Consider the following 11,785-nt stretch of genomic DNA (forward strand, 5'->3'; position numbering starts at 1 on the left):
GGCGGCGACGTTGCGGACGACGATTCGGGGGTTCGGGACCCTGCGAGCGGCACCGTCGGTACGCGCCGACAGCGGCTTCCTGGGTGAGGCGGCGAACATCGGACGCCTGCCTTCCTGCGGTCGAAAGGCAGGGAGTTTGCCGCAGATCGCGGCGAATTGTCCAGTCTTGGCCGAAGTAGGCGGCGGGCGCTCCGGCATTCCCTCACGGCCTCGGGACCTGGAGGTTGCCCCGGATCGCGGCGCACCGCGATCAACCATGGCCCGATGCCTGCCATCGATGCCCCGGCCGATGTCAAATCGGAACGCGACGTGTTAGGCGATAATCACAGAAGTTGCTTCAGGATAGTCGCTAGTTGAGTCTCTTTCAACGCACCGAGCTGCGTGTGCGCCACCCGGCCCTCCCGGTCCACGATGACCGTGAACGGCAGCGCCATGACGGAGTTTCCCATCACCTTGGACAGCTCCATGGCGCCATAGCCGCCGATCAGCGCTGGGTAGTTCAGCTGGAGCTCACCCGCGAATTGCTTCACTTTGTCGGGTTGATCGACGGCGATGCCGACGAATTGCAGGCCTTTGGGGCCGAGTTCCCGCTGGAACCGCATGAACATCGGCATCTCTTCGCGGCACGGCGCGCACCAGGTCGCCCAGAAATTGACCACCAGCACCTTGCCCTTCCACTGCGACAGCGGGTGGTCCTTGCCGTCCGGATCGGGCAGCGTCGTCCCGACGAGCGCCGCGGCGGACTGTCCGACCGCGGACGAGCCTCCGCCGAGTGTGGACCACGCGTACCAGACGCCTGCGACGAGCGCGACGACCGCACAGACGATGACGAGCGTTCGGGATGCCAGGCTTGTCATGGCGCTCTGCAGCGCAAGTAAGCGCCCACCTCTAGCCTTCAGTTGAAATAGGACTTCTTGCGCGGCGCCGCTTCCACCGGAGGCCCGGGAGGTGCCCCAGCGTTCGGCAGGACGATCTGCAGCGTCTGTCGATGCGGCGGATAGCACACGCCCGCATCGGCGCAACCCTGCGAATCCGCGACCAGCGTGATCCGGTCGCCGGGCTTCGCCGCCGTGATCGGCAGCCGGATGACGGCCGGTCCCCGGTAGATCGTCGACGTGCCGAAGAACGGGTCTTCGTGGAGCTTGCCGGAGGGGAGCACCGGCGCGAGCGCGCCGATGGGCGCGGGCTCGACGACGAACCGCAACTTGTCGCGGTACAGGTAGTAGCCGTCGGCCACGTCGTAACGGATCTCGACGGTCTTCGCGTCCAGCGCCCGCGCCGAGAGCCGGAACGCCTCCTCGGCCGGCAGGAGCTTCGGTCCGGCCGCCGACACCGCGGACGCGAGCGTCGCGAGCGCCACGGCCGCCAGCCGTCGGCCGCCGATGAGCATGCGCTCACTCCGGGCGGGTCTGCGCGTCGATCCAGTCGAGGTATCCGGGCAAGCCATCGATGATGGGGACCGCGACGATCTCGGGAAGTTCGTAGGGGTGGCGTTCACGGATCGCGGCCAGGAGGGCCGGCCAGGCCGCGGCGGTGGTCTTGATGACGAGCGGGATCTCGTTCGCCGTTTCGAGCCTGCCCTGCCAGTGATAAAGTGACTCGACGGGCGCGCCGACCTGCACGCAGGCCGCGAGCCTCGCTTCGATCAACCCCCGCGCAAGACGACGCGCGGTGTCCGCATCGGGCAGGCTCGTCAGCACCAGGATCGCCGCGGCCGCCAAGGAGCCCCCATGCGCTTTCTCGCCGCTGCGATTGTACTGAGTTTCCCGGTCCTCGATCTCCTCGCGACCACGCGCTTCGCGCGCTGGTCCGGCCTCTCGGTCTGGATCTGGCTCGCGGTCGGACTCTTCGCCGGTCTCGCGCTGCTGCGCAACGAACGCGTCGCGTTCCACGCCCGCACGGTGGCGGCGATGCACGGCGAGGCGTCGATCCTGCGCGAACTCCTGGACAGCGGGCGCAAGGTCCTCGCAGGCTTCCTCTTCCTCCTGCCGGGCGTCGTGAGCGACCTCGCCGCGCTGGGACTTTTGCTCCTTCCGATCAACACCGGGCTGCGCACGCAGTCGGTGGCGCGCAGCGGGGCGATCGACGGCGACTATCGCCGGCTCGACTGATTCCCGCCGAACCGGTCGCGGCAAACGCTCGCCGCTGCACCGTCTTCGCGGGCCAGACTTCAGTGTCCGGTGGTCGGGCTTCGGCCTCCGGTGGGTCGAGTTTCAGTCTGACGACTTTCGCTTCGATGCCACGAACCCCGTCGGGCTGAAGCCCGACCCACAGGGAAGGCGAGGCGTCTCGGGTCATGCGTGGGTCCGGCTTCCGCCGGACGATTTTCGCTCCGAACCGACTCCGCCCGCGAGGTGAGCGGCGCACGTTGTGCGTCCGCTCGACCGAGCCCCACGAAGCCAAAAACTACTTCATGCGGTCGAGAATCGTCGGATGCGCCTTCCCCGCGCGCGCGTACGCCCACGCCATCATGATGACGCCCGCCGCGATCATCGGCACGCTCAGCCATTGGCCCATCGAGAGCCCGAACGCGAGCGTGCCGAGGAACGCGTCGGGCTCGCGCGCGTACTCGACGACGAAGCGCGCGACGCCGTAGCCCGCGAGGAAGAGGCCGGACACCGCGCCCATCGGCCGCGGGCGGCCGCCGAAGGTCCAGAGGATCGCGAACAGCGCGAGTCCCTCGAGCCCGAACTCGTAGAGCTGCGACGGATGGCGCGGCAGCGCGTCGACCTGCGGGAACACCATGCCCCAGTTCGCGCCGGTCGGACGGCCCCACAGCTCGCCGTTGATGAAGTTGCCGAGCCGGCCCGCCGCGAGCCCGAGCGGCACGAGCGGCGCGACGAAGTCGGTGACGTCGAGCCAGCGCTTGCCGCGCCGCCGCGCGTAGAGCCACAGCGCGACCAGCACGCCCAGGAGCCCGCCGTGGAAACTCATGCCGCCCTGCCACACCGCCGCGATCTCGAGCGGGTGCGCGAGGTAGTACAGCGGCTTGTAGAACAGGACGTAGCCGAGCCGGCCGCCGAGGATCACGCCGAACACGCCGTAGAACAGCATGTCGTCGACGTCCTGCGGCCGCCAGCCGGTCAGCAGGTTGCGGTTCGCGCGCACGCGGCCGAGCATGAGGAAGGCCACGAACCCGACCACGTACATGAGCCCGTACCAGCGCACCGCCAGCGGTCCCAGGTGGATCGCGATCGGATCGAATTCCGGATGGACGATCGTCATCGGCTCGAAGGGTGCGCGGAAGCCTCGTGCGCCTGCGCCACGAACGCGCGCGTGAGCGGCGCGTCGTCCGCGGCGCGCCACGCGAGCCCGGTCTCGACGCCGGGGCTGCGTTCCGCCAGCCGGCGGTATACCACACCGTCGCGCCGGAGGCGGCCGAGCGAGGCGGGGACCAGCGACACGCCCATCCCGCCCGCCACGAGGCTCACGATCGTCTGCATCTGGATCGCCTCCTGTCCGACCTGCGGCGAGAACCCCGCCGTTCGGCAGAAGGCGAGGATCGCGTCGTGCCAGACCGGCGCGACCTCGCGCGGGAACAGGATGAACGTCTCGCGCGCCAGGCGGCGCAGCGACACCCGGGACGGCCAGCGTCGTCGCGCCGGCAGCGCGGCGATCAGCGGCTCCCGGTGGAGCGGCGCGTAGGCGAGTTCCCGGGGCAGCGGCCCGGCGGTCACGAAGCCGACGTCGAGGTCGCCGGCGACGAGCGCGGGCACCTGGACATCCGACGTCGCCTCGCGCAGCACGAGGCGCACGCCCGGTCGCCGGGCGCGAAACGCCGGCACGATGCCCGGGAGCACGTTGTACGACGCCGTGCTGACGAAACCGATGGCGAGCGTGCCCGCCTCGCCGGCGGCGTACTGGCGCGCGTTCTGGCGCAGCGTCTCGGCGTCGCGCAGCAGCCGCCGCGCCTCGGGCAGCAGCGCCGCGCCCGCGCGGGTCAACGTGACCCCGCGTGCGCTGCGGCGGAAGAGTTCGACGCCCAGTTCCTCCTCGAACCCCCGGATCGCGCGCGACAGCGGCGGCTGCGCGATGTGCAGCGCGAGTGCCGCGCGGCCGATGTTCTGCGCGTCGCCGACCGCGACGAAATAACGCAGGTGGCGCAGCTCCATGGGGCGGCAGCATACCCCATAGGTATGAGACGCGACATCGTATGTATTGGACGGTATGGCGAGACTCCGGGCACACTGGCGCCGCGATCATGTCCCCCTCCCCGACGTCGCGCGCGCTGCCTTACGGGGCGCTCGTGCTCACCTCCGCGCTGTGGGCGACCAGTTCGGTCACGGCCCGCGGCCTGCTCGACACGCTCGCCCCGGCATGGCTTTCCGCCCTGCGCTGGGCCGTCGTGCTGCTGGCGCTCGCGCCTGTCGCGTGGCGCGACCGGCGTGCGATCGCCGACGCGTTTCGACGGCACTTCGGTTCGCTCGCGCTCTTCGCGCTCGTCGGATTCGCGCCGCAGACCTGGCTCGTCTACGTCGGCCTCGCCGGCTCGTCGGCGATCAACCTGGCGCTGCTCAACTCGGCGATCCCGGTGCTGATCGTGGCGGTCGCGGCGCTGCTCCACCGCCGCAAGCCGAGCGCGCTCGAACTCGCGGGCATCGCGATCTCGCTCGCGGGCGTGCTCGTCATCGTGGCGCGCGGGCGGCCGGAGACGCTCGCCGCGCTCGCCGTGAACGGCCACGACCTGCTGATGCTCGTCGGCATGGGCGTGTGGGCCTGGTACACGGTGCGGCTCGCGCGCCGCGACGACGCCCTGCCGTTTGCGTCGTTCATGTTCGCCGCGGGGCTCATCGGTCTCGCGCTGATCGTGCCGGCGGTCGCGTGGGAGGCGGCGACGCAGCGCATCGCGCTGCCGGGCGCGGGCGCCGCCGCGGGTGTCGTCTACCTGGGCGTGCTGCCGACGATCGCCGCGATGACCTTGCTCGCCTACGGCATCCGCCGCGTCGGGCCGGTGCAGGCCGGCCTGTTCACCCACCTCGTCCCGGTGTTCGCCGCGCTCCTCGCGACGATCTTCCTCGGCGAAACCCTGCACGTCTTCCACGCGGCCGGCTTCGCGCTGGTCGCCGGCGGCGCGATCCTGGGCTGCCTGCGGCCGGAGCGCGACGGCGCGGATCCTTCGCTCCCGCTCCCGCTCGCGGCCGGCGCAACACCGTCGTCCTGCGCCGCGGGCCGGTCCGCCACCGCGGCGTAGAATCGCCACGCCTCTTTCCATCCGCATCCCCCCGGAGTCGACCGATGGCGCTCAACCGACGTTCCCGCCTGATCACCCACGGCGTCGCCCGCTCGCCGAACCGCGCGATGCTGCGCGCCGTCGGCTTCGGCGACGGCGACTTCGAGAAGCCGATCGTCGGCGTGGCCAACGGACACTCGACGATGAACCCCTGCAACGCGGGCATCCAGCCGCTCGTCGACCGGGCGATCGGCGCGCTCTTTGAGGCCGGCGCGATGCCGCAGGTGTTCGGCGTGCCGACGGTGACCGACGGCATCGGGATGGGCACCGAAGGCATGAAGTACTCGCTCGTCTCGCGCGAGGTGATCGCCGACGCGATCGAAACGTCCGTGAACGGCCAGTGCATGGACGGCATGCTCATCGTCGGCGGCTGCGACAAGAACATGCCGGCCGGCGCGATGGCGATGGCGCGCATGAACGTGCCCGGCATCTACGTGTACGCCGGCACGATCAAGCCCGGCGACTGGAAGGGCCGCGCGCTCACCATCGTCTCGGCCTTCGAGGCGGTCGGCGCGTTCACCGCCGGCACGATGTCGAAGGAGGACTACGACGGCGTCGAGCGTCACGCCTGCCCGTCGGTGGGCGCGTGCGGCGGCATGTACACGGCGAACACGATGAGTTCGTCGTTCGAGGCGCTCGGCATCTCGCTCCTCGGCAGCTCGCAGATGGCCTCGCCCGACGCCGAGAAGGCGGACTCGGCGGCGGCGTCCGCGAAGGTGCTGGTCGAGGCGATCCGGCGCGACCTGAAGCCGCGCGACATCATCACGCGACGCTCGATCGAGAACGCGGTCGCGCTCGTGATGGCGACCGGCGGGTCGACCAACGCGGTGCTGCACTACCTCGCGATCGCCGCGGCCGCGGGCGTCGAGTGGACGATCGACGACTTCGAGCGCGTGCGCAAGCGCGTCCCGGTGATCTGCGACCTCAAGCCCTCGGGACAGTACGTGGCGACCGACTTCCACGCCGCCGGCGGCGTGCCGCAGGTGCTGAAGATGCTGCTCGCGCACGGCCTCGTCCACGGCGACTGCATGACGATCACCGGCAGAACGCTCGGCGAGGAACTCGATCGGGTGCCCGCCGAGCCGCGGCGCGACCAGCAGGTGATCCGCCCGTGGTCGAACCCGATGTACGCGCAGGGCCACCTCGCGATCCTCAAGGGCAATCTCGCGCCCGAGGGCTGCGTGGCGAAGATCACCGGCCTCAAGAGCCCGGCGATCACCGGGCCCGCGCGCGTGTTCGACTCGGAGCCGCAGTGCATGGAGGCGATACTCGCGAAGAAGATCCGCGCGGGCGACGTGATCGTGATCCGCTACGAGGGCCCGAAGGGCGGCCCGGGCATGCAGGAGATGCTCGCGCCCACCTCGGCGCTGATCGGCCAGGGCCTGGGCGAGTCGGTCGGGCTCATCACCGACGGACGCTTCTCCGGCGGCACCTGGGGCATGGTCGTCGGCCACGTCGCGCCCGAGGCGCAGGCCGGTGGTCTCATCGCGCTCGTGCACGAAGGCGACTCGATCACCATCGACGCGCACCGACTGCTGATCCAGTTGAACGTCGACGACGCGGAGATCGCGCGGCGGCGCGCAGCGTGGCGCCCGCCGGCGCCGCGCTACACGAAGGGGCTGCTCGCGAAGTACGCGAAGCTCGTGTCGACCGCGACCCGCGGCGCCATCACCGACGGAGACTGAAGCCGTGCGCATCGCGATCCTCGCGTGGTGCGCGGCCGTCGCCCTGCCGGCGTTCGCCGCGCCGATCCCGCTCGTCAACCCCGGCTTCGATGCGAAGGAATCGGGCGAGCAGGGCAACCCGAAGGGCTGGTACAACGCGCAGCACACCGGCAGCGTGTCCTACGACTTCGCGCTCGACAGCGGTCGCCGCAAGGACGGCAGCCACGCGATGCGCATCACGAACATCGGCCCGGAACCCTGGGGCACGCTCGCGCAACGCCTGCCGGCCGCCGCCTACGCCGGCAAGACCGTGCGCCTGTCGGCGTGGATCCGTACCGAAGGCATCCCCGAGGGTCGCGACAACGGCGTGTCGCTGCTGCTGCTCGCCCAGCGCGGCGGAGCGCTCCTGGCGCACGTCCCGGCGAAGAACTCGCGCGTGCGCGGAGACACCGACTGGAAGCGTCACTCGGTCGAGCTCGAGCTGCCGCCCGGGACCAACCGACTCGAGGTCGGCGTCACGCTCGAGGGCAAGGGCAAAGCCTGGGTCGACGGCTTCGAGCTGGAGACGGTCGAGCCGTGAGCGGCGCGTTGTCGCCATCCGCCCGCCGCGTGCAGGACGCGCTCGAGGCGAAGGGTCTCGACTGCCGCATCGTCGAACACGCGGCGTCGTCGCGGACCTCGGCCGAGGCCGCGGCGCTCCTCGGATGCGCCGTGGCGCAGATCGCGAAGTCGCTCGTGTTCCGTCGCGGCGACGGCGCCGGCGCGGTCCTCGTGGTCGCGAGCGGAGCGAACCGCGTGGACGAGGCGAAGATCGCATCGATCCTGGGCGAGCCGATCGGCCGCGCCGACGCGGCGTTCGTGCGCGAGGCGACCGGCTACGCGATCGGCGGCATCCCGCCGCTCGGCCACGCGACGCCGATGCCGGTGCTGGTCGACCGTGACCTGACGGCCTTCGAGGTCGTCTACGCCGCCGGCGGAACGCCCAACGCCCTCTTTCCGATCGCGCCCGACGATCTCGTCGAGGCGAGCGGCGGGCGGGTCGCCGACGTCGCACAACGCGGCTAGCCTCGGCGGACCGCGGCGCTATGATGGCGCCGATCCGCACCCGACGAGGTTCGACATGACCGACCCACGCGACCCGGCGCGCCGCCGCCTGCTGCTCGCCGCCTCCGCGGCGCCGCTGGCTTCGCTGCTGGGCGCCTGCGCGGGCACGCCGGGCGCGAGCGACGGCCCGCCCGCACCCGCACCGGTCTACAAGGCCGGCGACCGCTGGGTCTACCGCGTCACCGACGGGTTCCGCAACCCGGCGGTCTACGACGAGACGCGCGAAGTGGTCTCGGTCGACGCGCGGGGCATCGCGATCCGCGTGTCGCGCAACGGCCCGAACGGCGACACGACGCGCGTCGAGCAATGGACCTCGCCCGGCGACCTGTCGGTCGGCGCGATCTTCAACGACGAGACGCGGCGGTTCACGCCGCCGTTGCCGCGCTGGCAGTTCCCGCTGACGCCGGGCGCACGCTGGGGCCTGTGGGCGCCGCAGATCAACGAAACGGACCGGCGCGAGGGCCGGATCAACTACGACGCGCGCGTCGGCGGATGGCGCTCGTTCACCACGCCCGCCGGAACCTTCGATGCAGTGGGCGTGCGCATCTTCATGATCCTCGACGACGAGGAGTTCTGGCGGACCGCGACCCAGGTCAACCACCTGCTGTGGTGGTCGCCCGCCGTGGGCAACACCGTGCGCGAGGAACGGCAGGCGGAGTACCGGGACAAGGGCGATCCGTTCTCGACCTTCAACCACCGCACGCAGAACGCGACCTTCGAACTCACGTCCTGGCGGCGCGGCTGAGTTCGAACTACGGCTCCGACCCCAGCTTCAGCCTTCGCCAGAGGGCGGCGGTGAGCGACGCCTGGTTCAGCGTGTAGAAGTGCAGTCCGGGCGCGCCGCGCGCGAGGAGCGTCGCGCACAGGTCGGTGACCACGTCGAGGCCGAAGGCGCGGATCGACGCGGTGTCGTCGCCGAAGCCCTCCAGCCGGCGGCGGATCCAGCGCGGGATCTCGGCGCCGCAGGCATCCGAGAAGCGCGCGAGCTTCGACGCGCTCGCGATCGGCATGACGCCCGGAACGATCGGCGCGTCGATGCCGAGCGCGCGGCAATCGTCGACGAACCGGAAGTAGGCGTCCGCGTTGTAGAAATACTGCGTGATCGCGGAGTTCGCGCCCGCGTCGATCTTGCGCTTGAAGTTCTCGAGGTCGCGCATGGGCGAGAGCGCCTGCGGGTGCATCTCCGGGTAGGCGGCGACGTCGATGTGGAACCAGTCGCCGGTCTCGCGCCGGATGAACGCGACCAGCTCGTTCGCGTAGCGGAACTCGCCCGCGTCGAGCGTGCCCGACGGCAGGTCGCCGCGCAGCGCGACCAGATGGCGAATGCCGTGTGCGCGGTACTGCGCGAGGACCGCGGCGATGTTCTCGCGCGTCGAGCCGATGCACGAGAGGTGCGGGGCCGCGGGCACCCCCTCGCCGCGGATCTCGAGCACCGTCTCGAGCGTGCCCTCGCGCGTCGACCCGCCCGCGCCGAAGGTGACCGAGCAGAACGCGGGCTTCAGCGTCGCGAGCGCCGCGCGGGCGGCGCGCAGCTTCGCGACGCCGTCCGGCGTGCGCGGCGGGAAGTATTCGAGGCTGAACGGGCGCGCGCTCATCGGCGGTCGGCCGGCGGCATGCTCCGCCGCGGCATCACCAGCGCGGAGATCGCCATCGAGATCAGGCTGTAGACGATCGCCCCGAAGAAGCCGGACCAGAACCCCGACACGCGGAAGCCCTCGAACCACGAGCCCACCATCCAGAACAGCAACCCGTTGATCACGAAGATGAAGAGTCCGAGCGTGAGGATCGTCGCCGGCAGCGTGAGCAGGATGAAGAGCGGGCGGACGAGCGCGTTGACGAGGCCGAGCACGAGCGCGGCGAGGAGCGCCGTGACCATCGAGTCCACCTGCACCCACGGGAAGACCCAGGGCAGCACGAACAGCGCGATCGCGTTGATGAGCCAGGCGACGACGACGTGGTAACGGAACATGGCGATCCCGAGAGCGTGGGGCGAACGCGCGGGGTCGGGCGCGCGAACGCCCGGCCTCGCGATCGCGCGACGGTCAGTACCGGTAGTGGTCCGGCTTGTACGGACCGCGCCGGTGCACGCCGATGTAGCGCGCCTGCCGGTCGGAGAGTTCGGTCAGCTTCGCGCCGAGCTTCGAGAGCTGCAACCGCGCGACCTTCTCGTCGAGATGCTTCGGCAGCACGTAGACGCCGACCGGATAGCGGCCGTCGTTCTCGCGCGCGCTCGTCCACAACTCGATCTGCGCCATCACCTGGTTCGCGAACGAGCTCGACATGACGTAGGACGGATGCCCGGTCGCGCAGCCGAGGTTCACGAGCCGCCCCTCGGCGAGCAGGATGATCCGCTTGCCGTCGGGGAAGATCACGTGGTCGACCTGCGGCTTGATGTTCTCCCACCTCATGCCCTTGAGGCCCGCGACGTCGATCTCGTTGTCGAAGTGGCCGATGTTGCACACGATCGCGTTGTTCTTCATCCGCTTCATGTGCTCGACCGTGATCACGTCGATGTTGCCGGTCGCGGTCACGAAGATGTCGGCCTTGTCGCAGGCGTCGTCCATCGTCACCACGCGGAATCCCTCCATCGCCGCCTGCAGCGCGCAGATCGGGTCGATCTCGGTGATCCACACCTGCGCCGCGAGCGCGCGCAGCGCCTGCGCGCTGCCCTTGCCGACGTCGCCGTAGCCCGCGACGACGGCGACCTTGCCGGCGACCATCACGTCGGTCGCGCGCTTGATGCCGTCGACCAGCGATTCGCGGCAGCCGTAGAGGTTGTCGAACTTGGACTTGGTGACCGAGTCGTTGACGTTGATCGCCGGAAAGCCCAGCTTCCCCTCCTTCGCCATCTGGTAGAGGCGCTTGACGCCGGTCGTCGTCTCCTCGGTGACGCCGCGGATCGCCGCCTTGCAGCGCGAGTAGAACGTCGGGTCGGTCGCGAGCCTGGCCTTGATCGACGCGAACAGCGCGCGCTCCTCGTCGCTCGCCGGGTGCGTGATCGAGGCAGGATCGCTCTCGGCCTGCGCGCCCAGGTGCACGAGCAGCGTGGCGTCGCCGCCGTCGTCGAGGATCATGTTCGGCACGCCGCCCGCATCGGGGTGACCCCCCCATTCGAAGATGCGGTGCGTGTACGCCCAGTACTCGTCGAGCGTCTCGCCCTTGACCGCGAACACCGGCGTGCCGCGCGCGGCGATCGCGGCGGCCGCGTGGTCCTGCGTCGAGTAGATGTTGCAGGAGGCCCAGCGCACGTCGGCGCCGAGGGCCTGCAGCGTCTCGATCAGCACCGCGGTCTGGATCGTCATGTGCAGCGACCCCGCGACGCGCGCGCCGCGCAGCGGCTGCTGCGGCGAGAATTCCTCGCGGATGGCCATCAAGCCGGGCATCTCGGTTTCCGCGATCGCGATCTCCTTGCGGCCCCAGTCGGCCAGCGCGAGATCGGCGACGTGGAAATCCTTCACGGCGCGTTCGTTCGGTGCGTTCATCGTCGGTCACTCCTCGTCGGGCGACCTCGTGGACGGCGGGGGCTTCGCGCGCCCGCCGCCCGCGGGCATCGCGGGTCAACGAGCGCCGTTGCAACGGGAAGGCTCCGAGCCTGGTCGGCGCCCGGGCGGGCGGTCCGATTGCAGCGCTCCTCGGAGGGATGCGATTGTACCGCAGGTCGCCCGTCGCCCCGGTAGGTCAGCCGTCAGGCTGAAGAGGTTCGATGATCCGGGCCGAAGCGAACGGCGTTCGGCTGAAGCCGAACCCACGGACCAGACCCACGAGCCGCCGGACCGGCGTGGGTCGG

14 protein-coding genes and 1 riboswitch are annotated in these 11,785 nt (G+C 70.6%); of the genes, 6 read left to right on the forward strand and 8 right to left on the reverse strand.

Annotation, left to right across the window (positions count from 1 at the left end; genetic code table 11):
* Positions 1-323: 323 nt before the first annotated feature.
* The 3 genes from HS109_11125 to HS109_11135 are packed head-to-tail and all read right to left on the reverse strand — an operon-like array spanning position 324 to position 1,721.
* Positions 324-857, reverse strand: coding sequence for a TlpA family protein disulfide reductase (locus HS109_11125; protein ID MBE7522921.1), 534 nt, complete (start codon positions 855-857; stop codon positions 324-326).
* Positions 858-895: 38 nt separating this feature from the next.
* The gene (locus HS109_11130) at positions 896-1,390 is read right to left on the reverse strand and encodes a hypothetical protein (GenBank protein MBE7522922.1); all 495 of its coding nucleotides are present in this window, start codon (positions 1,388-1,390) and stop codon (positions 896-898) included.
* A 4-nt stretch (positions 1,391-1,394) separates the two neighbouring features.
* Positions 1,395-1,721, reverse strand: a complete 327-nt coding sequence (locus HS109_11135; protein MBE7522923.1) for a divalent-cation tolerance protein CutA — start codon at positions 1,719-1,721, stop codon at positions 1,395-1,397.
* Positions 1,722-1,730: 9 nt separating this feature from the next.
* Here HS109_11135 and HS109_11140 point away from each other — a divergent pair, with 9 nt between their 5' ends.
* Positions 1,731-2,111 (forward strand): FxsA family protein, encoded by a 381-nt coding sequence (locus HS109_11140; GenBank protein ID MBE7522924.1) that lies wholly within the window; start codon positions 1,731-1,733, stop codon positions 2,109-2,111.
* A 295-nt stretch (positions 2,112-2,406) separates the two neighbouring features.
* Here the strand turns inward: HS109_11140 and HS109_11145 are convergent, their stop codons facing one another.
* Together HS109_11145 and HS109_11150 are read right to left on the reverse strand one after the other, a co-directional pair.
* On the reverse strand, positions 2,407-3,225 hold the full coding sequence (locus tag HS109_11145) for a prolipoprotein diacylglyceryl transferase (protein ID MBE7522925.1): 819 nt from the start codon (positions 3,223-3,225) through the stop codon (positions 2,407-2,409).
* Entirely contained in the window at positions 3,222-4,112 is an 891-nt protein-coding gene (locus tag HS109_11150; GenBank protein ID MBE7522926.1) for a LysR family transcriptional regulator, read from the reverse strand. The genes HS109_11145 and HS109_11150 overlap by 4 nt, the downstream gene beginning before the upstream one ends.
* Positions 4,113-4,201: 89 nt before the next feature.
* Here HS109_11150 and HS109_11155 point away from each other — a divergent pair, with 89 nt between their 5' ends.
* The 5 genes from HS109_11155 to HS109_11175 are packed head-to-tail and all read left to right on the forward strand — an operon-like array spanning position 4,202 to position 8,743.
* Entirely contained in the window at positions 4,202-5,191 is a 990-nt protein-coding gene (locus tag HS109_11155) for a DMT family transporter (GenBank protein MBE7522927.1), read from the forward strand.
* Between the two features lie 44 nt (positions 5,192-5,235).
* Positions 5,236-6,915, forward strand: a complete 1,680-nt coding sequence (gene ilvD / locus HS109_11160) for a dihydroxy-acid dehydratase (protein ID MBE7522928.1) — start codon at positions 5,236-5,238, stop codon at positions 6,913-6,915.
* A 4-nt stretch (positions 6,916-6,919) separates the two neighbouring features.
* Positions 6,920-7,474: a hypothetical protein gene (locus HS109_11165; GenBank protein ID MBE7522929.1), complete on the forward strand. Its 555-nt coding sequence runs from the start codon at positions 6,920-6,922 to the stop codon at positions 7,472-7,474.
* Entirely contained in the window at positions 7,471-7,959 is a 489-nt protein-coding gene (locus HS109_11170) for a YbaK/EbsC family protein (protein MBE7522930.1), read from the forward strand. Before HS109_11165 ends, HS109_11170 begins: the two co-directional genes overlap by 4 nt.
* A gap of 55 nt (positions 7,960-8,014) precedes the next feature.
* Complete coding sequence (locus tag HS109_11175; protein ID MBE7522931.1) at positions 8,015-8,743, forward strand: hypothetical protein; 729 nt, start codon at positions 8,015-8,017, stop codon at positions 8,741-8,743.
* A 7-nt stretch (positions 8,744-8,750) separates the two neighbouring features.
* Here the strand turns inward: HS109_11175 and metF are convergent, their stop codons facing one another.
* The 3 genes from metF to HS109_11190 form a co-directional block, all read right to left on the reverse strand.
* Positions 8,751-9,593, reverse strand: coding sequence for a methylenetetrahydrofolate reductase [NAD(P)H] (metF, locus tag HS109_11180; protein MBE7522932.1), 843 nt, complete (start codon positions 9,591-9,593; stop codon positions 8,751-8,753).
* Entirely contained in the window at positions 9,590-9,967 is a 378-nt protein-coding gene (locus HS109_11185; protein MBE7522933.1) for a phage holin family protein, read from the reverse strand. The genes metF and HS109_11185 overlap by 4 nt, the downstream gene beginning before the upstream one ends.
* 73 nt (positions 9,968-10,040) lie before the next feature.
* Positions 10,041-11,480, reverse strand: coding sequence for an adenosylhomocysteinase (locus tag HS109_11190; protein ID MBE7522934.1), 1,440 nt, complete (start codon positions 11,478-11,480; stop codon positions 10,041-10,043).
* Positions 11,481-11,553: 73 nt separating this feature from the next.
* Positions 11,554-11,638, reverse strand: a riboswitch (S-adenosyl-L-homocysteine riboswitch).
* Positions 11,639-11,785: the final 147 nt, after the last annotated feature.

The organism is Burkholderiales bacterium (assembly GCA_015075645.1).
Classification (GTDB): Bacteria; Pseudomonadota; Gammaproteobacteria; order Burkholderiales; family Casimicrobiaceae; genus VBCG01.

Bases quoted from the DNA above. Each gene is read 5' to 3' on its own strand.
- HS109_11145 (MBE7522925.1), bottom strand. From the start codon at position 3,225: ATGACGATCGTCCATCCGGAATTCGATCCGATCGCGATCCACCTGGGA.
- HS109_11190 (MBE7522934.1), bottom strand. From the start codon at position 11,480: ATGAACGCACCGAACGAACGCGCCGTGAAGGATTTCCACGTCGCCGAT.
- HS109_11140 (MBE7522924.1), top strand. From the start codon at position 1,731: ATGCGCTTTCTCGCCGCTGCGATTGTACTGAGTTTCCCGGTCCTCGAT.
- HS109_11150 (MBE7522926.1), bottom strand. From the start codon at position 4,112: ATGGAGCTGCGCCACCTGCGTTATTTCGTCGCGGTCGGCGACGCGCAG.
- HS109_11175 (MBE7522931.1), top strand. From the start codon at position 8,015: ATGACCGACCCACGCGACCCGGCGCGCCGCCGCCTGCTGCTCGCCGCC.
- HS109_11125 (MBE7522921.1), bottom strand. From the start codon at position 857: ATGACAAGCCTGGCATCCCGAACGCTCGTCATCGTCTGTGCGGTCGTC.
- ilvD (MBE7522928.1), top strand. From the start codon at position 5,236: ATGGCGCTCAACCGACGTTCCCGCCTGATCACCCACGGCGTCGCCCGC.
- HS109_11185 (MBE7522933.1), bottom strand. From the start codon at position 9,967: ATGTTCCGTTACCACGTCGTCGTCGCCTGGCTCATCAACGCGATCGCG.
- metF (MBE7522932.1), bottom strand. From the start codon at position 9,593: ATGAGCGCGCGCCCGTTCAGCCTCGAATACTTCCCGCCGCGCACGCCG.
- HS109_11155 (MBE7522927.1), top strand. From the start codon at position 4,202: ATGTCCCCCTCCCCGACGTCGCGCGCGCTGCCTTACGGGGCGCTCGTG.
- HS109_11130 (MBE7522922.1), bottom strand. From the start codon at position 1,390: ATGCTCATCGGCGGCCGACGGCTGGCGGCCGTGGCGCTCGCGACGCTC.